The organism is Fibrisoma limi BUZ 3 (assembly GCF_000296815.2).
Classification (GTDB): domain Bacteria; phylum Bacteroidota; class Bacteroidia; order Cytophagales; family Spirosomataceae; genus Fibrisoma; species Fibrisoma limi.
In genome coordinates, this window is record NZ_CAIT01000009.1 from 1565659 (window position 1) to 1585622 (window position 19964).

General features: G+C 50.7%; 19 protein-coding genes. 11 read left to right on the top strand and 8 right to left on the bottom strand.

The genetic code is table 11. The features are described from left to right. From BN8_RS26265 to BN8_RS26280, 4 genes are all read right to left on the bottom strand, one after another. Window positions 1–3186, bottom strand: coding sequence for an efflux RND transporter permease subunit (locus BN8_RS26265; RefSeq protein WP_009284985.1), 3186 nt, complete (start codon window positions 3184–3186; stop codon window positions 1–3). Window positions 3187–3391: 205 nt separating this feature from the next. Continuing rightward, on the bottom strand, window positions 3392–4318 hold the full coding sequence (locus BN8_RS26270; protein ID WP_009284986.1) for an AraC family transcriptional regulator: 927 nt from the start codon (window positions 4316–4318) through the stop codon (window positions 3392–3394). Window positions 4319–4434: 116 nt separating this feature from the next. Continuing rightward, on the bottom strand, window positions 4435–5265 hold the full coding sequence (locus BN8_RS26275; RefSeq protein WP_009284987.1) for a TspO/MBR family protein: 831 nt from the start codon (window positions 5263–5265) through the stop codon (window positions 4435–4437). A gap of 115 nt (window positions 5266–5380) precedes the next feature. Further along, complete coding sequence (locus BN8_RS26280; RefSeq protein ID WP_009284988.1) at window positions 5381–7360, bottom strand: CHU_0125 family OmpA-like outer membrane integrity protein; 1980 nt, start codon at window positions 7358–7360, stop codon at window positions 5381–5383. Between the two features lie 353 nt (window positions 7361–7713). Between BN8_RS26280 and udk the strand changes: the two genes are divergently transcribed. Next, the gene (udk, locus tag BN8_RS26285) at window positions 7714–8334 is read left to right on the top strand and encodes a uridine kinase (RefSeq protein ID WP_009284989.1); all 621 of its coding nucleotides are present in this window, start codon (window positions 7714–7716) and stop codon (window positions 8332–8334) included. 141 nt (window positions 8335–8475) lie between these two features. Here the strand turns inward: udk and BN8_RS26290 are convergent, their stop codons facing one another. Next, a complete protein-coding gene (locus BN8_RS26290; RefSeq protein ID WP_009284990.1) occupies window positions 8476–9534 on the bottom strand; it encodes a 2Fe-2S iron-sulfur cluster-binding protein in 1059 nt (352 codons plus the stop codon). A gap of 137 nt (window positions 9535–9671) precedes the next feature. On the opposite strand from BN8_RS26290, the gene nadA reads away from it, so the two are divergent. The 5 genes from nadA (at window position 9672) to nadB (ending at window position 13351) form a co-directional block, all read left to right on the top strand. Continuing rightward, window positions 9672–10667 carry a quinolinate synthase NadA gene (gene nadA, locus BN8_RS26295; RefSeq protein WP_009284991.1) on the top strand — a complete coding sequence of 332 codons (996 nt, stop codon included), beginning with the start codon at window positions 9672–9674 and terminating at the stop codon, window positions 10665–10667. Window positions 10668–10677: 10 nt separating this feature from the next. Then, on the top strand, window positions 10678–10902 hold the full coding sequence (locus BN8_RS26300) for a DUF2683 family protein (protein WP_040006540.1): 225 nt from the start codon (window positions 10678–10680) through the stop codon (window positions 10900–10902). Then, window positions 10892–11227 carry a type II toxin-antitoxin system RelE/ParE family toxin gene (locus BN8_RS26305; RefSeq protein WP_040006541.1) on the top strand — a complete coding sequence of 112 codons (336 nt, stop codon included), beginning with the start codon at window positions 10892–10894 and terminating at the stop codon, window positions 11225–11227. The genes BN8_RS26300 and BN8_RS26305 overlap by 11 nt, the downstream gene beginning before the upstream one ends. A gap of 28 nt (window positions 11228–11255) precedes the next feature. Continuing rightward, on the top strand, window positions 11256–11396 hold the full coding sequence (locus BN8_RS32625; protein WP_083882544.1) for a DUF433 domain-containing protein: 141 nt from the start codon (window positions 11256–11258) through the stop codon (window positions 11394–11396). 368 nt (window positions 11397–11764) lie between these two features. Then, on the top strand, window positions 11765–13351 hold the full coding sequence (gene nadB, locus BN8_RS26310; protein WP_009284994.1) for an L-aspartate oxidase: 1587 nt from the start codon (window positions 11765–11767) through the stop codon (window positions 13349–13351). Between the two features lie 10 nt (window positions 13352–13361). On the opposite strand, the gene BN8_RS26315 is transcribed toward nadB, so the two are convergent. The 3 genes from BN8_RS26315 to BN8_RS26320 form a co-directional block, all read right to left on the bottom strand. After that, window positions 13362–14045, bottom strand: coding sequence for a LytR/AlgR family response regulator transcription factor (locus tag BN8_RS26315; protein WP_009284995.1), 684 nt, complete (start codon window positions 14043–14045; stop codon window positions 13362–13364). A gap of 22 nt (window positions 14046–14067) precedes the next feature. Next, window positions 14068–14244 (bottom strand): hypothetical protein, encoded by a 177-nt coding sequence (locus BN8_RS33435; RefSeq protein WP_009284996.1) that lies wholly within the window; start codon window positions 14242–14244, stop codon window positions 14068–14070. Between the two features lie 132 nt (window positions 14245–14376). Next, a complete protein-coding gene (locus tag BN8_RS26320) occupies window positions 14377–14667 on the bottom strand; it encodes a hypothetical protein (RefSeq protein WP_009284997.1) in 291 nt (96 codons plus the stop codon). A 450-nt stretch (window positions 14668–15117) separates the two neighbouring features. On the opposite strand from BN8_RS26320, the gene BN8_RS26325 reads away from it, so the two are divergent. The 5 genes from BN8_RS26325 to BN8_RS26345 all read left to right on the top strand — a co-directional run bounded on the left by BN8_RS26325 (window position 15118) and on the right by BN8_RS26345 (window position 19877). After that, on the top strand, window positions 15118–15357 hold the full coding sequence (locus BN8_RS26325; RefSeq protein ID WP_009284998.1) for an acyl carrier protein: 240 nt from the start codon (window positions 15118–15120) through the stop codon (window positions 15355–15357). Between the two features lie 57 nt (window positions 15358–15414). Then, a complete protein-coding gene (gene fabF / locus BN8_RS26330) occupies window positions 15415–16668 on the top strand; it encodes a beta-ketoacyl-ACP synthase II (protein WP_009284999.1) in 1254 nt (417 codons plus the stop codon). Between the two features lie 3 nt (window positions 16669–16671). Then, the gene (gene rnc / locus BN8_RS26335; protein WP_009285000.1) at window positions 16672–17436 is read left to right on the top strand and encodes a ribonuclease III; all 765 of its coding nucleotides are present in this window, start codon (window positions 16672–16674) and stop codon (window positions 17434–17436) included. Window positions 17437–17701: 265 nt separating this feature from the next. Beyond that, on the top strand, window positions 17702–18148 hold the full coding sequence (locus tag BN8_RS26340; protein WP_009285001.1) for an Hsp20/alpha crystallin family protein: 447 nt from the start codon (window positions 17702–17704) through the stop codon (window positions 18146–18148). Between the two features lie 205 nt (window positions 18149–18353). After that, window positions 18354–19877: a Do family serine endopeptidase gene (locus tag BN8_RS26345; protein ID WP_009285002.1), complete on the top strand. Its 1524-nt coding sequence runs from the start codon at window positions 18354–18356 to the stop codon at window positions 19875–19877. Window positions 19878–19964 lie beyond the last annotated feature (87 nt).

Here is a 19964-nt window from a genome sequence, read left to right on the forward strand (position 1 = left end):
TTATGCGTTTGCTGGCTGGGTTTGCGGTTTCTCCCCTTTATACTTAGCGAGGTAGCTGAACACAACCGGCACGAACAGTAGCGTTGTGAACGTAGCCAGCAACAACCCCCCAATCACAGCCCGGCCCAGGGGCGCGTTCTGCTCACCACCTTCACCCAGGCCCAGCGACATCGGCAACATACCAATCACCATCGCGATGGCCGTCATCAGGATCGGGCGCAAGCGGGTACGTCCTGCCTCCAGAGCCGCTTCGAGCGCATTCCCTCCTACTTCGGGCAAATGATCCTTGGCAAAACTTACCATCAGAATGCTGTTGGCCGTAGCCACCCCCACACTCATAATTGCGCCCATCAGCGACGGAATGCTGAACGTAGTATGCGTCAGGAACAGCATCCAGACCATGCCGCAAAGGGCACCCGGCAACGCCGTAATGATGATAAACGGATAGCGGAACGACTGGAAATTGACCACCATCAGCAGATACACCAGCACAGCCGCGAAGATGATACCGATACCCAGCCGGTTGAAGGCGCTCTCCATACTTTCAACCTGCCCCCGAATGGCGATTTTATTACCGGGCTTCAGTTGGCTTTCGTACTCTTTAGCCAGCTTGTTCAGTTCATCGGCTACCGATCCGAGGTCCGTACCTTCAACGGCCGCGTACACATCGTAGGCTGGTTGCGTATTCACCCGGTTAATGATCACCGGCGCGGCCGTGCGCTTGATGGTTGTTACATTGCTCAGCAGTTGAGGAACCGCCTGTTGATTGGCCGCTACGGGAATTCGGAGCAGTTTGTCGTACGAATCAAGCTTATAGGGTGGCGTCTGCACGACAATCAGGTAGGGAAAACCCGTTACCGGGTCGGGCCAGAAGTTCGGCCGCGTTTGCCCGGTACCGCTGAGCGAAATGTTCATGTTCGTCGCCACCCGTTGTTCGGTCAATCCGAACTGGTTAGCTCGTTCACGATCAATATCCAGAAACAGTTCCGGTGCGTCGAGCACCTGATGCAGGTGTACGTCAACCGCACCCGGTATCTGCGCAATTCGCTGCCGTAGTTCACGCGCTACCCGCAGGTTGTTAGCCCGGTCGAAGCCACTGACCTGCACATCGATGGACGAAGTCAGGCCAAAGTTCAGAATCTGACTGACGATGTCGGCGGGCTGGAAGAAGTACGTCACCTCGGGCATTTCTTCCTGCAGTCGATTGCGTAGTTCCCGAATGTAGTCGTTCGTAGGACGGGAGCGCTCTTCTGTCAGAGAGATCAACAATTCGGCGTCAGCCACCCCGGCAGTTGAATTATCAGTAAAGATGAAGTTGTACCGCTCAGAGGTCAGACCAATGTTGCTAATCACCGAACCAACTTCTTCGACGGGAATTACATCACGCACGATTTCTGATGTTAAGGCGGCAATGCGTTCGGTTTCTTCCAGTCGCGAGCCGGCTGGAGCCCGCAGGTGCAGCTTAATCTGGCCCGCATCAACTTTTGGAAAGAAATCGCGACCGATAAAAGGCAACATGGCGCCCGTGAACGCTACAACGCCGAGAAAGATTACAAATACCAGTTTCCGGTTAGACAACGTCCAATTCAGCGCCCGCATGTACCGGGCCTGGAAACGCTCAAATCCAGCATTGAAGCGGTCATAAAACGAAGGACGCGCAGTAGAGGTAAGCGCATCGTGCCCCCCGTCCTTCGCCCCGTGCCCTTCATTACGAAGCATCAGGTCGGCCATCATCGGCACGAGCGTCCGCGACAGCACATACGACGCCAGCATGGCAAACACTACCGAGAGCGCCAGCGGCCCGAACAGGAAGCGGGCCGGCCCTTCGAGGAACAAGACCGACGTAAATACAATACAGATGGTCAGTGTCGAAACCAGAGTTGGCGTAGCGATCTGATGCGCTCCTTCCAGAATAGCCGTCCGTAACGGCATGCCCAGCTCCTCGTTCCGGTGAATATTTTCAATGGTTACCGTTGCGTCGTCGACGAGGATACCGATAGCCAGCGCTAATCCGCCCAGGGTCATGATGTTGAGCGTTTCGCCCATGAAATACAGGACACAAATCGACGTCAGAATTGACAGTGGAATGGAAACGGCAACAATCAACGTACTCCGCCAACTGCCTAAGAAAAGCAGAATCATGGCCGCCGTGAGCAGGGCCGCAATGAGCCCTTCGACCAACACGCCCTGAATCGACGCCCGCACAAACACCGACTGATCGAAGAGTTCCTGAATTCGGAGATTCGATGGAGCGGCTGCGCGGATGGTAGGCAGAATCTGGTTTCGAATCCGATCGACAATCTGTGTCGTAGAGGCACTACCGGTTTTTACGATACTCAGCAAAACGCCCCGGCTGCCGTCCTGCTTCACTACGTTAGCCTGCACGGCAGCCCCGTCGTGCACGTTGGCTACGTCGCGCATGTGGACAACCGTACCACCCACGCTTTTGATCGGTATGTCGTTCAGCGTTGTGATAACATCCGGTTTACTGTTCAGGCGGACATTGTATTCCCGTTCGGCCACGCGCAGGCTACCGGTGGGCAGCGTAAGGTTCTGGGCCGATACTGCGTTCAGCACTTCTTCCGGCGTGACACCATAAGCAACCAGTTGGTCCGGTTCCAGATCGACCATAATCTGGCGGGTTTTTCCGCCAAATGCCTGCGACAGCCGGCTGCCCGGTACGGTCGATATCTGCGGCCGAATGCGCGTAGTGGAATAATCGGTGATCTGCGGTTCAGTAAGGCTGTCGGAGGAGAGACCTAACTGTAGCACAGGTACGTCGGTGGCGTTGTAGCGAACGATCAGCGGAGGCTGCGTGCCGGGGGGCATTCGAACCAGAATGGTCTGCGAAATAGCCGTCACCTGCGCAATGGCCTCTTCAATTTTAACCGTCGGGTGAAAATAAATCCGGATGGACGACGTGCCATTGTACGTTTGTGATTCGACACGCTGAATATCGGCTACGTTATTGATCAGCGATGTTTCGGAGAAGTTGGTAACCATCTTCTCCATTTCGTTTGTCGACAGGCCGTTGTACCCCCAGAGAACCGAAACAACCGGAATGTTAATCCGCGGAAAAATGTCGGTCGGCATCTGTGTGACCGATACGCCCCCCATGATCAGGATCAGCAGGGCCATCACCGCAATGGTATATTTCTTCTCGAGAGCTAAACGTACTATCCACATACTCGCCGAAAGCGTTGCAGCAAAGTCAGCCCTGACAGTGATCCAGCGTAAGACAATGCCGTATTAAACAAACAAAAATAACCGGGTGCCGACCGCCACAACAGGTATGTTTCGCAGTTTCACTGGTAAAAAATGCAGACGCTCTATTCTCTCGCAGGTAAAAATACCATTATTAATAGATTAAGTTGTGCTCAGGTACTCAACCTCACACAGTTACGGTCAGCCCCTGTTCCTGCTCACGGTACGCCCGGGGGGTAACACCCGTCAGGTGTTTAAAGAATTTGGTAAAATTGGAAGGATCGTCGAAGTGAAGCTGGTAACCAATTTCCGCTACCGTCAGGTTGGTGTTTCGCAGTAGGGTCTGCGCTTCCAGAATAGTACGGTCCCGGATGTGTTGTAAAGCCGTCTTGCCGGTATATTTTTTCAGGATGTCGCTCAGATAATGCGGATGGATGTGCAATTGCTGAGCAATGGCATGTACCGTGGGCAACGTACGGCCATTTCCCAGATAATACGTCTGAATCAATGTCTGGAAGCTTTCGACTAACGACACCGGATGCGCGTGGTTGGTAGCCGAAAGCGCCTGCTGGTAAATGGTACGGCTCTTGATCAGCAGTACCTGGAGCAGATGATAAAGCAGGTCGTGTCGTTCTGCTTTCTGGAGTTCAGGATTGACGAACTCCGTACGTAGCTGTTCAAACAGAATGGCTAACCGGTGTGTATCAACGGGTTCAATCTGAATGAGTGGATGGGCTCCCCGCCGGTAAAACGGATGCTCTCGCATTGGATCGGTCAGCACCGACCGCCTGGACACAAACTCTGGCGTAAACATTAAAACATACCCGTGCCATTGATCGTCCTTACGCAGCGATCGGAGCGTCCAGGGTCGTAAAAAGTATAGCGTACCGGGGTTGACTGCATACGGCAATCCATCGAGATGAATTGTCCCGCTGCCTTCGGTAACCAAAGCCGCCACATACGTATTACTACGAAATGGTGGAATTACCTCCCCCGGCCCGCCAAACTGTTCGAACGGGTAGATAACAAAGCAACGATTCGTGGCTTCAATGGACTTAACTACCTTCAGGAAGTCGGGTAGATTGTCGTAGTAAGGTATCGCTTGAGTCTCCACGGCGTATGAACACAGGCAACAATGCCAATCTAACCGTGAAAGTTACCAAACAATTCGTTTAAAAGCGCACGAAATTCCAAAAGATGTTTGGCGCAGGCACCTTTTATCTACCTGTATTAATGCCGAACTTCCAGTTCCATTACCGGCGGCTTGCGGGTGATAATACCCGATATGGCCAGCAGAACAGCTCCGACTGCCCCCGCTATGGCGAACAGCGGAATGCGCTCATTCCCCTCCTGTTCCACCGCTATAGCAACATAAGCCCAGGCAAACACCAGAATGTAAGACAGGCTCCGGAATCGATTAAACACGAACGCGCCAATAACCAGCCCTACAACCAGAATAATCACGCCCCATTCGGCCTCATTCAGTCCAAACAGGTCAAACTCGGTCGCTTCCAGATACACCGCTACGTTCAGAATCGTTGCTACCGTGAGCCAGCCAAAGTAAATCGAGAAGGGAACCCGAGCCAGCCAGGTTTCCGTGGCTGATACGTACGATTCGGGTAGCGACGCATCCAGGTCCGGCGCGACAACCGGTACGTGGTGGCGGGCCAGCAGTTTCTGCTCAATGACGATGAGTGAGAACAGCATAACGAGAATAACCAGCAGCGCCAACCCAATCTGCTCATTGTTGAACAGGGGGCTCCAGATGGCGTTGCAGAAGGCATTCAGGATCACCCACGGTCCGATGGCCTGAAAACGCGGGTTCGTCCGCTGCGACGGCAAGGCCTGATACACCGCAAAGGCCAGTAAACCCAGGAAAATAAGCCCCCAGATTGCAAAGGCATAACCAGCCGGGGTGATAAGCGTATGGTACTTGTCGGAAACCTCGCCGTTGGTTTGGCCACCAAACACCCCTGCATTGGACAGGTAGTTCATCACAATCAGCGACACGATGCTGAAGACGACGAGAAACTGTCTGAGTTTATCGTTATCGTTACCCATAAAAAACCCGTTTATTGATACGTATTCAACAAACGGGTTTGGGTAATGTTTGTAATAAGATACTGAGCAGGAAGGCCGTGGATTACACAAATCCATGGCCTGTGTAGCAATCAGCCTACAGCGACAGAATCTTGAACTCCGTCCGGCGGTTGCGCTGGTGTTCCTCTTCAGTTTTGGCGTTTTTCACCACCAGCACGGTCTCGCCGTAGCCCTTGGCAACCATGCGGCTCGGATCGATTCCCTTCGATACAATGTAATCAACGGCCGCCTTAGCCCGGTTCTGCGACAGACGCATGTTGTAGGCATCCGGTGCCCGTACGTCTGTGTGCGAACTTAGCTCAATTTTCAGCGTCGGGTTATCTTTCAGGATCGTTACCAGCTTATCCAGTTCTTCGGCTGCATCCGGACGGATGTTGTATTTATCCAGATCGTAGTAAATGTTTTCCAGCACGAATGTTCGGTTCAGTGTTGCCTTGTCCAGCAGGATTGCTACGTTAAATGTCGTGTCGGTCTGGGGCTTGGTCAGGAACACTTCCGGAATACTCTTTCCCTGCATTGTGAACGGTTCCCGGCGCGTCAGATAGCCTTTACGTTCCGCCAGAATGGTATAATCTTTACCTTCCTGCAGCGGGTACTTGCCGAACGTACCGGGCTGACCCGTCACCACCTCCGCGATCGGCTGACCAGTAGCATCATCGATGATCCGAACGCGCGCCGAGTCGAGTGGCGCAACCGGCTGCTCATTGGCCGATACGGTTCCGGCCAGAAAGTAGCGAACGGTTTTGGGTGCATTCTGGGCAATGGTCGGCGGTGCTTCGGTGGTTGTCCCTTCCTCGAAGAAGTAAATATCGTCGTCGCCCTTGCCGCCTTCCCGATTCGACGCCAGGAATCCTTTGTCGGGCTCGGTAAAGACCAGGCCAAAGTCATCGGCGGGTGAGTTGATTGGCTGGCCCATATTCTCGACCCGCGTTACGCCCCCTGAGCGGGTTGCCACAAAAACATCCAGCTTACCAAGACCCGGATGCCCATCAGATGCAAAATACAGCTTGGCATCGGCGCTGACGTACGGAAACATCTCGTCGCCGGGGGTATTGATGTCGCGCCCCATATTTACGGGACGGCTAAAACGGCCCGATGCGTCGATACTGGTCCGGTACAGATCAATACCGCCCTGCCCACCGGCCCGGTTAGAGGCAAAGTACAGAGTTTTACCATCGGCCGAAAACGCCGGCGAACCATCCCAGGCGGTTGAGTCGCTGATCGGCAGTCGCTGCGGCTCGCTCCAGCTATTTCCTTCGCCAAGCCGGCTAATGAACAGATCCACATCCAGCCCGCCCTTACGCTTGCCGTTGTTACCCCGCGCCAGAATCATCGTCTTGCCATCTTTCGAAAAAGCGGGCGTTCCCTCGTTAACGTCTTCCTTGAAAATATTGGCGCTGAACCGTTCGGGGGCGTTACCGGTTTCGTCAAGCTTTTGATTGAGTTTGGTCTTGTACAAACCCAGCATCTGCTGACCATTGTTCTTGTAGACTTTGTCTTTCCGCGAAGCCGTGAAGATCAGTTCATCTCCTCGCACAATGGGCGCAAACTCCGCCCCCGGCGAGTTGAGGTTCCCCATATTTTTCAGGTTAATCTGGGTCTTTTTACGGGCAAGGATATCCATAGCCCGTAAGGTTTCGACCTCACGTTTTGCTTTTTCGAGGGTGGCTTTACCGGTCGTTTTGGGAGCCTTCGCGACAAACTGCTGGAGTTGCTCCAATGCCCCGGCATAATTCCCCTGCGATTTCAGAGCGTAAGCGTAGTTGAAACGAGCGTTTGGTTCCTGCGTACCGGCTTCGATGGCTTTCTGATACAACGGAGCGGCTTCGGCAAATCGGTTCGACAGGCGGTATGCTTCGGCTTCGTAATAATTCAGCTTGGCCGCATCGATATTACCCTTCCGAGCCTTTTCGAATTGCGGAATGGCCAGGTTGTACTCCCCGGCGTCGTAGTGCCGGACACCTTTTTTATACGCCTGCATGGCTGAGTTACAGCCCGCCAGCCCGGTGGCTAAGCCTAACGCCACCAGCAGCACAGACGACGTATTGATTCTCATATAACTTACGTGAAGGGTAAACAGTACTTTGCCGCCAAGATAAGCAAATCCTGACGGGTCTTACTTTTAACGAATACAATCTGATTTTATTGGTGAATGTTTGGACGTAAACAACCTACGTACGCGCTTTTTCATCGGCCGTATTCTCCTCTATAACACCAACGTTTTATAATCGACCTACTACGACCTGAAAGGGTTGCAGTGTGGACTAAAATTCACCTGCATACGATGAGTATAGCGTACCTACACCCATCAAAGTCACAAGAATATGAGACTTTAACAATCGAACAAAAAAGTATACACTCCCTGCGTTCTCTCTTCCAACTGCCTTTTGCCGTAAATTCGCACCTGTTATGACCATAAAACCGTTTATCGTCGGTATTACCGGCGGCAGTGCCTCCGGCAAAACATCGTTCCTTCGTGGGTTGCTCAGTGCGTTTTCAGCGAACGATGTTTGCCTGATTTCCCAGGATAACTATTACCGCCCGCTTCACGAAATCGCCGTCGATGATCAGGGTGTCCATAATTTTGATCTCCCCGAAACAATTGACCACCATCGCTACGCCGAACACATCCATCAACTGCGGGAAGGCCATGTTGTGGAGCAGATCGAATACACATTCAACAACCCGAACGTTGTTCCCCAGATTCTAACCTTCCACCCGGCTCCGATCATTGTTGTGGAGGGTATTTTCGTATTCCACTTTCGCGAGCTGGCCGACCAGATGGACCTGAAAATTTTCATCGATGCCAAGAATAGCATCAAGCTTGAACGACGAGTCAGGCGCGACGCCGAAGAGCGTGGCTATGATCTCGACGATGTAATGTACCGGTGGAAATACCACGTTAAGCCAACGTACAAGCGGTATATCAAGCCCTACCGCGCCGAAGCCGACATTGTCATTCCCAACAATGTCCATTATCAGAAAGGATTAGACGTTGTGATTGAGTTTCTGAAAACGAAGGTGGGGTAAAAAGGAGAAAAGGGAGGAGAAACAAAGGGGAGAAAAGGAAAAAGGTCGCTGTCCAGGTCTGACGGTACGTCTGACCATTTGGTTACTAGACAGTCAAGACGGTCAGACGTACCGTCAGACCTGGACGGAGATCATCCTCCCCTAAATCTCCACTATGACTCCATCGCTTTCCGGGTAGCCGGTGCAGGTTAATATCCAGCCGTCGCGAAGGTCTTTGTCCGTCAGTACGTCGTTGATGGTCATGTGCACGCTGCCAGAAAGACAACGGGCCGCACAGGTAGAACACCGGCCGCCTTTACAGCTATACGGCAGAGAAACCCCCTCATCCAGAGCCGCCTGAAGAATCGACTTATAGGCCGGAACCTGTATGTCAATTTCCCGTCCACGGAACCGGAGTAACACCGTGCGATCAACGGCAAGGGCCGGTGGGGGCGTTTGTACAACCTGGTCGATCACAAAATTCTCCCGTCGAATCTGTTCTGGCGAAAGACCACTGAATACCAGCGTAAACTGCACCATGCGCATGTAATCGGCTGGTCCGCAGACGTAGCAGCGGACTGTATTCAGATCGGGGCCGGCCAGGGTAGGCAGCAGGCGTTCCAGCATCATATTGTTCAGCCGCCCCGGCTGAACGCTTCCACGTAGTCGATGCCAGTCGTCGGCTGGATTACTAAGCAGATACAGTAATCGAAAACGACCGGGGAATTGCCGTTGCAGGTCGTCAAGTTCGTCGCGGAAAATGACGTTACGTTCGTTGGAACTGCTATACAGTAGCGTTATGCGTCGGCCAGGCTCCACGTGTAATGAATGTTTCAGAATAGAAAACAAGGGCGTAATGCCACTTCCGGCCCCAAGCAGCAAGAGGTCGCCCGGTTGGTTTGAGTCGATCGTAAAGCGACCGGCGGGGGGCAAACTGGTCAGTACATCGCCCACCTGAAGCGTATCCAGCAAATGGCGGGAAATCTCACCGTTGGTAATCCGTTTGATGGTCAGCCGGAGCTGCTGATCAACGTCGGGCGCTGAACTAAGCGAGTATGACCGCCGGACCTCATGGCCCCCATGTTCGATAATCAGGGTCAGAAACTGCCCGGCCCGGTATGGAACCCTCCGTCCGTCAACCGGTTCGAGCCAGTAGCTTTTAGCATCCGGCGTTTCGGCCCTTATTTCAGTAATGCGTAGATATAAAAACTCGTCGTTCATAATGCGCACTCCATGGTCTCCTGCTACAACATGGTAAATACGGTCAGATGTTTGAAAGCCGAAAACCTTTACGCAAATTCGCCGGTTGAGACATTTTTTGGCCTCTGATTGTTTAGTTGTTACAAACTGCCGACTACATGGAAGCACTCCTGGAAGAAGTAAAGCGCGTGGGTTATGTAAACGAACCCGTAGCCGACAATATAGATTTAGTGGCCGAGATTAACCGGCTCAGAAAAGAAAAGAATGCGGTCATTCTGGCTCATTACTACGTAGATGGTGCTATTCAGGACCTGGCCGACTACATCGGCGACAGCCTGGGCCTTTCGCAGCAGGCCGCCAGCACCGACGCCGAAATGATCGTGTTCTGCGGTGTTCATTTTATGGGCGAGACGGCCAAAATTTTGTCGCCGGACAAGAAAGTAGTCATTCCGGATCTGAATGCCGGGTGCTCACTGGCCGACTCGGCCCCTGCCGATAAATTCGCGGCCTTCAAAGCGCAGTACCCCGACCATATTGTGTTGTCGTATATCAACTGCTCGGCCGACATAAAAGCCCTCTCCGACATCATCGTTACGTCGTCGAACGCCTTGAAGATCGTGGAGAGCCTGCCCAAGGATCAGAAGATTATCTTCGCGCCCGACGCGAACCTGGGTCGCTTTATCATCAATAAAACTGGCCGCGACATGGTGTTGTGGGATGGCGCCTGCATCGTTCACATCGATATTTCGTTAGAGAAACTCCAGGCGTTACGTCAAAAATACCCGGAGGCTAAATTCATTGCCCACCCCGAATGTCAGGAGCACATTCTGGTCCATGCCGACTACGTTGGGTCAACAACGGCCCTGCTGAAATACGTAGTCGACAGCCCAGAGCAAACGTTTATCGTAGGGACCGAAGCGGGTATTCTACACAAGATGCGTCAGGCCGCTCCTCATAAGAAAATTATTCCCGCTCCGGCCAGCCAGAACAATACGTGTGCCTGCTCGGAGTGTCCATACATGAAGATGAACACGCTGGAAAAGCTATACAACTGCATGTTGTACGAACAGCCGGAGATTCTGGTGCCGGAAGACGTGCGGGTGAAGGCTGAAGCCTCGGTGTTGCGGATGCTGGAGATGAGTAAGAGCTTATAAATGGAAATCTATGCAAACGATCATAGTGCACCCCAAAAACCAGGAGGAGCTCCAGTTTGTCACTCAGTTAATGAAGCGAATGAAGATCAAAGCTGCAGTAATTGACGAACAACCTAAACAGCGGAAGAAGCAAGAGATACTGGAAGGCCTGGAACGAAGTGTAGATCAAATGAATGCTCATTTGCGGGGCGAAATCAAGCTTAGATCAGCAGACGAGTTGCTCAATGAGTTATAAGGTGGTGGTAACTGACGACGCAGCCAAATATGCTAAGCAGTTACATAAGCGCTATAATTCGTTCAAAGCAGACCTGGCTAAATTGATCTCATCTCTTGAGCAAACACCTCAACAAGGCGAACCATTGGGGAAGGATTGTTACAAGGTCAGGCTGGCTATTAAGGCAAAGAAGAAAGGGAAAAGTGGCGGAGCCAGAGTCATCACCTGCGTCAAAATTGTACAGGAAACCGTTTTCTTGCTGTCTATATATGACAAAAGCGAAGCCGCAACTATTTCAGACAAAGAACTAAAGGATCGGCTCAAAAACGCCGGTCTTTATACATGAAGATGAACACACGGGAAAAACTCTATAACTGCATGCTTTTGGCAACGGTCAGACTATATCCCAACTACTGGAAGCATACCCACGGGTTAGCGAAGCAGCATTGTACGCTTGTCTTTTATTTGCATCAGAAACCGTGAAGAACGAGGTTGTGTATGCCCAGGCCGGATGAGTTGGTTTTGGTGGCTGACGAAACCTTTGATTTCAGTACAGGTAAAGCATTAAGGGCCAAAGGTTTTTCAGTAATTGCCATTGCTGAGACATTTCCCAGCATTGCCGATACGCAGGTCCTGTAAATTGCCGTGGACAAGAATGCGCTCCTGCTCACTGAAGATAAAGATTTTGGTGAGCTTGTCCATCAATTACGTATGCCTCTATTGCGGAATTTTGCTGGTTCGTTTATTGAAGTTAGATAATGCGGAAAAGTCGAGACGGGTTTGCGAATTCATCGAAACAAGAGGAAATGAGCTTCTTGATTGCTTTTCGGTGCTAAGCAATGACCAACTTCGAATAAAACCCGCCCAACCAAAGTAACAAGCAATGCCCCACCAATATGATTTCCTAGTCATCGGCTCCGGAATTGCCGGACTGAGCTACGCCACCAAACTGGCGATGCATTTCGAGGAACAACAGCAACCGGTCCGGATCGCCGTTATCACGAAAGTGCAGGCCGACGAAACCAATACTAAATACGCTCAGGGCGGCATTGCGGCCGTTTGGTCGGAAGAGGATTCGTTTGAGAAGCACATTGAAGACACGATGGTTGCCGGCGACTATCTCAGCGACCGGCACATCGTTGAAACTGTGGTACGTGAAGCACCGGATCGTATTCGTGAGCTGATTAGCTACGGCACCCGATTCGACAAGGAACACAACGGCAACGGCTATGATCTGGCTAAGGAGGGCGGCCATTCCGATTATCGGATTCTGCATTTCAAAGACATTACCGGCGCGGAGATCGAGCGGGCTTTACTGGAAAAAGCCCGCTCGCTGAAATCAATCGAGATTTTTACTCACTATTATGCCGTTGAACTGATTACCCGCCACCACCTCGGCGAAACGGTTCACCGCTACGATACCGACAACAAGTGCTTTGGCGCTTATGTCCTGAACACGCAGACTGGCCAGGTGGAGAAATTTCTGGCCAAGACCACACTGCTGGCAACCGGCGGGATTGGTAACGTATATCAGAACACGACGAATCCCAGCATTGCTACCGGCGATGGTATTGCCATGGCCTACCGCGCCAAAGGTATCTGCAAAGACATGGAATTCATCCAGTTCCACCCTACGGCGTTATACGAACCCGACAAGAAACCGAACTTTCTGATTTCGGAGGCTGTGCGGGGCTTTGGGGGCGTGTTGAAAAACATGAAGGGCGAAACGTTCATGGAGCACTACGACCCTCGGCTGTCGCTCGCTCCCCGCGACATTGTGGCCCGTGCCATCGATTCCGAGATGAAGAAGACCGGCGATCCGCACGTGTACATTGATGTAACGCATGTGAACTACGAACGGTTTGTCGAACACTTTCCCAACATCACAGCCTATTGCCGCGATACTTATGGGCTTGACTTGAGAAAAGATTACATCCCGGTTGTGCCAGCCCAGCATTATATGTGCGGAGGTATCCGGGTCAACGAGTGGGGGCAAACTAACATCAATTACCTCTACGCTGTAGGCGAGTGTGCCTGCACGGGGCTACACGGGGCCAACCGGCTGGCTTCTAACTCCTTGCTCGAAGCCGTTGTATTCGGGCATAGAGCGTTCCTGAAGACCCTCGATCAGTTAGAACAGGTTATGATCCCGGAAACCATTCCGGATTGGAACGACGCCGGTACTACCCACCCCGAAGAACTGATTCTGGTGACGGAAATCCAACGCGAGCTGGAGGCTATTATGTCCAACTACGTTGGTATTGTACGCTCAAATCGTCGGTTAAAGCGAGCAATGGATCGTCTGGAGCTGTTATACCTGGAGCACGAGGAGTTGTACCGGCAATCGAAAGTATCAGTACGTATCTGCGAACTCCGGAATATGATTGAGGTCGCTTACCTGGTTATTAAAGCGGCCATGTCCCGGCGCGACAACCGGGGCCTGCACTTCAATCTGGACAATGTGAAGTAATTCAGGGGAGTTACTTCACCCGTTCGAGTAACTCATCGCGGTAGCTTCCGCTGAGCGGTACCTGTACCTTCCCAATGGTTAACTGGTGCCGCTCAATCTTTTCAATCCGGTTCAGAGCAACGATATAGGATTTATGAATACGCATGAATTCATCGGCGGGCAGCATATCAACCGCTTCGCCGATGGTCATACGTGTCAGAGTTTTCTTGCCGATCTCCTGAAACGTTAGGTAGTTTCCTTCCGACTCCACGTAGAGCAATTCGTCCAGATTGATACGTACCCAGTCATAACCATCCTTAACAAATACGTAGGGCGACTTTTTGTCGGAACCGGCCAGCCGTTCGAAGGCTTTGTTGGCCGCCTGCAGGAACCGACCAAATGCAACCGGCTTAAGCAAATAATCCAGCGCACTTAGTTCAAATCCCTGCAAAGCGTATTCAGGATAGGCCGTCGTGAAGATTACCAGCGATTTGTTACCGACTACCTGCGCAAAATCCAGCCCCGTCAAGTCGGGCATATTGATGTCGAGAAAGATCAACTCAACCGGCTCTGTTTTCAGATAGGCAAGCGCTTCGATCGCATTAACAAACGTCCGCCGTAAGTATAAGAACGGCACTTTACCAGCGTGCGCATTGATTACATCCAGTGCAATCGGCTCGTCGTCAATAGCAATACAACGGAGGGTGGCAGGCATATGGATTGCTGTTCAGATAGAATTATTTCTGGTATAAGATAGGCACTATCGCTGTAAGTATCAGTATGAAAAACAACCCAACTACAATGGCTTCTTCTGGCTGCATACCCGCACCAGCAAAAGCCAAACCTAAAAAGGCAAAAGCTGTACTGATTCCACAAAGCAATGCCGAATGGGCTCGGCTAATCTTCGTTTTCATACTTATGTGTAATCTGATTGTTTTTACAATCCTCTTCGCTAACCGTCAGCGAATATCACCGGCGCAATAACCAGATGCTTTCGAAGCCCATCAGGATGGCAGATACGTAACGTACGTCCAAAACTTCCCTCATCAAAGGGCCGTAGCATCAGCAGGCCGCGACAGCCTATCCGGTGCCACCCCCTCAGCCGAAGCCGGTTGGTGCTTTCCTTTGGCAGGTTTAGCGTTGGTGGGCTTAGCTGGTTGGCCGGTAGGTTGTTCAAAACCTTCAACAGCCTGACTCGGCTCCACTAAGGAATCAGGGCGGGCCGAAGTATAAGCAAGTAAGGCTTTAGCAGGCCTGATGTCGTTGTTGGTGCAGGCTGTGAAAGCCAAAGTAATTAAGAATAGTGCCCAGATACGTTTGATTGTTCTCGTTTTCATGGCGAAGTATGTTGTTGGTTACTGTTCAGCAGCAGAGCTACCTGATTGACAGGTCAAAACAAACACATCGCCAGCCGGCGTTAAAATGGATGTGATGAAGACGCCAGTATCTGGGAGCAAACCTCAAAAGTTTGTGATTTTTCGGGATTGTGTTCCTCATATGCCCTGCCTTTGAAACGCCTGGTTGAGCCCCTGTTAAAGGCTTGCTACGTCCCAATGAATACAACAGCCTGGGCAATTCTTCTAATCTACCAGGCCAAATGACTTCTTATAGTGATTCTATTGACCTAAATAGAGAAGTCTACGATTCATTCATAACCTCCTGTCTTTCTTTGATTTACGTGTCAAAAAATCAATTACTGCAACGATACGGCTCTCAAAAAATTGTTTGACAATACAATGGGAAATCCGTTTCTTTGCGCAGTTTTTTAACTACAAAGGGCTACTAAAATGTCAGAAATTGCACAAAAGGTCAAAAACATCATTGTTGAGAAACTGGGTGTAGAAGAGTCAGAGGTTACTCCGGAGGCCAGCTTCACAAACGACCTGGGCGCCGACTCACTGGACACCGTTGAACTCATCATGGAGTTTGAAAAAGAGTTTAACATTTCTATTCCCGACGATCAGGCCGAAAACATTGGTACGGTAGGTCAGGCAATTACCTATCTGGAAGAAAACGCCGGCAAGTAACAGCAACGCCTAAGCGTTTATCGCTTCCCTTCTTTTATTACCCCGCAGTTCATCTGTATGACATTCAAACGAGTAGTAGTGACAGGCCTCGGTGCCCTGACACCGATCGGTAATAACGTATCTACCTATTGGACCAATTTAGCCGCCGGTGTGAGTGGTGCCGGTCCTATCACGAAGTTCGATGCCTCAAAATTCCGCACGCAGTTTGCTTGTGAAGTTAAGGGCTTGGATGTCAATGAATTTATTCCCCGTCAGGAAGCCCGCAAGATGGACCCCTTCGCGCAATACGCCATTGTCGTAGCCGACGAAGCCGTTAAAGATGCCGGGCTGAATCTCGAATCAATTGACCTCGACCGAGCCGGTGTTATCTGGGGGTCGGGTATTGGGGGCCTCAAGACATTTGAAGATGAGGTCAAAAACTACGCTCGTGGCGACGGTACCCCCCGCATCAATCCGTTCTTTATTCCAAAGATGATTGCCGACAGTGCGTCGGGGCTGCTTTCTATTCGTTACGGTTTCCGCGGGGTCAACTACGTAACAGTCTCTGCCTGCGCATCGGCCACCAACGCCATGGTTGATGCATTCAACTACATCCGCCTTGGTCGCCTGAAGCTGGCCATAACGGGTGGGTCTGAAGCCGCTGTTACGGAAGCTGGCATTGGTGGCTTTAATGCGCTCCGGGCACTTTCTGAACGGAACGACTCACCCGAAACAGCTTCCCGTCCATTCGATAAGGACCGCGACGGCTTTGTACTTGGCGAAGGGGCTGGTGCTATTATTCTGGAAGAATATGAGCACGCCAAAGCTCGTGGTGCCAAAATTTACGCCGAACTCATTGGTGGCGGCATGTCGTCCGATGCCTACCATATTACAGCCCCTCACCCGGAGGGGGCCGGTGCTATCAGCGTAATGAAAGATGCCCTGGATGATGCCGGAATCCCGGCTGAAGCTGTAGACTATATCAACGTACACGGAACTTCAACCCCGCTAGGCGATGTTAGTGAAGCGTTGGCTATTGAGAAGGTATTTGGCGACCACGCATACAAGTTGAATATCAGTTCAACTAAATCCATGACAGGTCACCTGTTAGGTGCTGCGGGCGCTGTTGAGGCTATTGCCTGCCTTATGGCTATGCAACATGATACCGTTCCGCCTACAATCAATCATTTTACGGACGACGAAGAATTTAATCCGCAATTAAATTTTACCTTTAATACGGCTCAGCAAAGACCAGTAAATGTTGCTTTGAGCAACACGTTCGGTTTTGGTGGGCACAATGTTTCGGTAATATTCAGGAAATTGGACGCCTAAGTTGTGCAACTCGCTTTGCCCCGCAATGTTTTAAGTCCTATTTTGAGTTTGTTCCGCTCCGGCGACACCGATCCGCGGAAGAATCTCAGGCGCTCTATTGGCCATATAATTGGAGCCCGTCCATTTAATATTGGGCTCTATCAATTAGCGCTTCGCCATACATCCGCTTCTAAAGCAACAGCCATTGAAGGATTTCGCGAATCAAACGAACGGCTGGAGTATTTGGGTGATGCGGTACTGGGGATGGTCATTGCGGAGTACCTGTTTAAGCGCTACCCGTATAAAGATGAAGGTTTCCTGACTGAGATCCGCTCCCGGATCGTCAATCGCGAAACCCTGAACGGCATTTCACGTAAGATCGGCCTCGACCGGCTTATTGAATTTGATGGTAGCCGTACCCGCAGCCTACCAGCCCGTACGTCTATGTACGGCGATGCGCTGGAAGCGTTAGTTGGCGCCGTTTACCTGGACAAAGGCTTTCCGTTTACCCGTCGCTTCATTCTCAAAAAGCTCCTTGCTCATTACGATATTGATCTGGTCGTACAGAACAACGCCAATTTCAAAAGCCGACTCATTGAGTGGGCTCAGCGGGAAGGTAAAGAGATTCGTTTTGAAATAATCTCAGAGAAAGGGAATAGCCATTATCGTGAGTTTATTGCTCAGGTTACGGTTAATGAGGAACCGTTTGCGACTGGCAGCGGCTATAGCAAAAAGAAAGCAGAACAATCGGCTGCCGAGAAAGCCCTCGAACTGCTACAATCTACCTAGCTTTTCTCCTATTAATTTTATAGACTTTTTTCAATAAAATCCCGAACAATTTTAGGGTTTGCTCACTTGTATTTATGTCTGAGTTGATATGTCGATAAACAGCTTTTAGCCTGTGTTTACGACAACCTGACATATTATCACCTCTTTTAAGAACGATTTGCTGACAAAATGTTCGTTTAATTCAACCAGTACCTTGTGGTATGAGGTTTGTAATTAGATAGGACAGGTAACACTCAATTACTAGCAATCTTAAACCAAAAAGACTATGAACTCATTAATGCGTTCGAACAACAGTTTTCCGTCGTTGATCGAAAACTTTTTTGGCCGTGACATGAACGACTTTTTCGGTGCTGGTATGCCCTCTATGAATAGTGTACCGGCTGTCAATGTAGTTGAACATAACGATGGATTTCGCATTGAGGTGGCCGCGCCTGGTTTAAAGAAGGAAGATTTCAAGCTTCACCTGAGCCACAATAACCTGACGATTTCGGCTTATCAGGAAAATCAAAAGGAAGAGCAGGCAAGCGAGAACGAAAAATATACGCGTCGGGAATTTAGTTATTCTTCCTTCCAGCGTACATTCATGCTACCTAACTCAGTAAATGCTGACTCGATTCAGGCAACTTATGCCGACGGTGTGTTAAAAATCGAAATACCTAAGCGGGAAGAAGCAAAAGTGAAACCGCCCCGTCAAATTGAAATAGGTGGCTAACTTACTTCTTAATGTTACTTAAAGTGGCCCGTGGGACCATTTCCTGCGGGTTTTTTACTTTTTTTGTATAGCTTAACAAAGCCCTGTTAAAATTTGTTAAGCACCATACAATACCGAATTTTTCAGAGACGTCTTTCTGTTATATTGGTGAAAGTAATTTACCCGTCTAACACACAAGACAGCAATCAGATTATCCCATTTGAACATGAAAAGCAACTGGAAAATTTTAGCGTTGATTGCCCTCCTTTCGAGCGCGGTAACGTTAGCCGCTTACAATATCTTAGGATTCAATAAGCGGGACGTAATTTTTAACGAATCGGCTCCAGCTCCCACCATCACTGGTCGGCTGGCGGCTTTGACTGGCAATGATGGCGCAGGCGCCCCTGGCGACTTTTCCTATGCGGCTGAGTCGGTAACGCCCACCGTTGTGCACATCCGGACTACTATTACCCGGACCGTCCGTCAGCAACAAGTTCCTGATATCTTCCGGGACTTCTTTGGCGATGAGTTCGGTGGTGGTAGCGGTCGTCCACGCCGTCAGCAAGGACAGGCCTCCGGCTCAGGCGTAATCATCAGTAAAGATGGCTATATTGTTACCAACAACCACGTAGTGCAGGACGCCGATGAAGTGGAAGTGATTCTGACGGACAAGCGCAGCCTGAAAGCAAAGGTTATTGGTACTGATCCTCTAACGGACCTGGCGGTTGTTAAGATTGATGCTAACAATCTGCCGTCCATTACCCTCGGTGATTCAGACGCCCTGAAACTGGGCGAATGGGTGCTGGCAGTAGGTTATCCGCTCGATCTCGAATCAACGGTAACGGCTGGTATTGTAAGTGCAAAAGGCCGTGGTATCGGTATCCTGAATCAGAATGTAGACCGTAATAACCCTAAAGCTGACACACCGATTGAGGCCTTCATCCAGACGGATGCAGCTATTAACCCAGGTAACTCAGGTGGTGCGCTCGTTAACCTGCGGGGTGAGCTGGTTGGTATTAACTCCGCCATTGCCTCAGCAACGGGCTACTACAGTGGTTATGGCTTTGCTGTTCCGGTATCCTTGGTAAAGAAAGTGACAGCCGATATCCTGAAGTATGGGAATGTACAGCGTGGCTACCTCGGCATCATTCCGATCGAACTGAACAGCACGGTTGCAAAAGAGAAAAACGCTAAGGTCGGTCGTGGTATCTACGTTGAAGACATCGTCGACAACGGTGCTGCCAAAGCCGCTGGATTGCAAAAAGGTGACGTGATTGTGAAAATGGAAGGTCAGGCAATCGATTCTGACGCTCAGATGCGTGAAATCATCGGTCGCCGTCGTCCGGGTGATGCGATCACTGTAACTGTAAATCGTGGCGGTACCGAACGCGACTTCAAAGTTGAACTGCGTAACCGGAACGGCGGTCGTGAAGTGATTAAGAAGTCCGACGTAACAGCCGCTAACACATCGCTCAAAGCGCTGGGTGCCGATTTTGAAGATATAAGCGCAGCCGACGCTAAGCAACTCGGCATTAGCGGTGGGGTTCGGGTAAAAAAGGTTTACGATGGTAAACTAGCTGAAACCGACATTGAAGAAGGCTTTATCATTGTAAAAGCCAATGGTAAGAACATCAAGTCAACGAAAGAGCTGCAAACCATCATGAACGCTGTAAAAGAAGGCGAAGGTCTGCTGCTCATCGGCATGTATCCGAACAGTTCCCGGATGTACTACTACGCTGTTCCTGTATAAGGCTTGTCGTAGGGCATAATAAAAGCGAAGGGCCGGATCATTGATCCGGCCCCTTGTTTTTAAATGAACAGTGATATTGTTTGAATA

Coding starts and splice junctions, on each gene's coding strand:
- BN8_RS26265 (WP_009284985.1), bottom strand. CDS start 3,186: ATGTGGATAGTACGTTTAGCTCTCGAGAAGAAATATACCATTGCGGTG.
- BN8_RS26275 (WP_009284987.1), bottom strand. CDS start 5,265: ATGGGTAACGATAACGATAAACTCAGACAGTTTCTCGTCGTCTTCAGC.
- BN8_RS26280 (WP_009284988.1), bottom strand. CDS start 7,360: ATGAGAATCAATACGTCGTCTGTGCTGCTGGTGGCGTTAGGCTTAGCC.
- udk (WP_009284989.1), top strand. CDS start 7,714: ATGACCATAAAACCGTTTATCGTCGGTATTACCGGCGGCAGTGCCTCC.
- BN8_RS26290 (WP_009284990.1), bottom strand. CDS start 9,534: ATGAACGACGAGTTTTTATATCTACGCATTACTGAAATAAGGGCCGAA.
- nadA (WP_009284991.1), top strand. CDS start 9,672: ATGGAAGCACTCCTGGAAGAAGTAAAGCGCGTGGGTTATGTAAACGAA.
- BN8_RS26300 (WP_040006540.1), top strand. CDS start 10,678: ATGCAAACGATCATAGTGCACCCCAAAAACCAGGAGGAGCTCCAGTTT.
- BN8_RS26305 (WP_040006541.1), top strand. CDS start 10,892: ATGAGTTATAAGGTGGTGGTAACTGACGACGCAGCCAAATATGCTAAG.
- nadB (WP_009284994.1), top strand. CDS start 11,765: ATGCCCCACCAATATGATTTCCTAGTCATCGGCTCCGGAATTGCCGGA.
- BN8_RS26315 (WP_009284995.1), bottom strand. CDS start 14,045: ATGCCTGCCACCCTCCGTTGTATTGCTATTGACGACGAGCCGATTGCA.
- BN8_RS33435 (WP_009284996.1), bottom strand. CDS start 14,244: ATGAAAACGAAGATTAGCCGAGCCCATTCGGCATTGCTTTGTGGAATC.
- BN8_RS26320 (WP_009284997.1), bottom strand. CDS start 14,667: ATGAAAACGAGAACAATCAAACGTATCTGGGCACTATTCTTAATTACT.
- BN8_RS26325 (WP_009284998.1), top strand. CDS start 15,118: ATGTCAGAAATTGCACAAAAGGTCAAAAACATCATTGTTGAGAAACTG.
- fabF (WP_009284999.1), top strand. CDS start 15,415: ATGACATTCAAACGAGTAGTAGTGACAGGCCTCGGTGCCCTGACACCG.
- BN8_RS26340 (WP_009285001.1), top strand. CDS start 17,702: ATGAACTCATTAATGCGTTCGAACAACAGTTTTCCGTCGTTGATCGAA.
- BN8_RS26345 (WP_009285002.1), top strand. CDS start 18,354: ATGAAAAGCAACTGGAAAATTTTAGCGTTGATTGCCCTCCTTTCGAGC.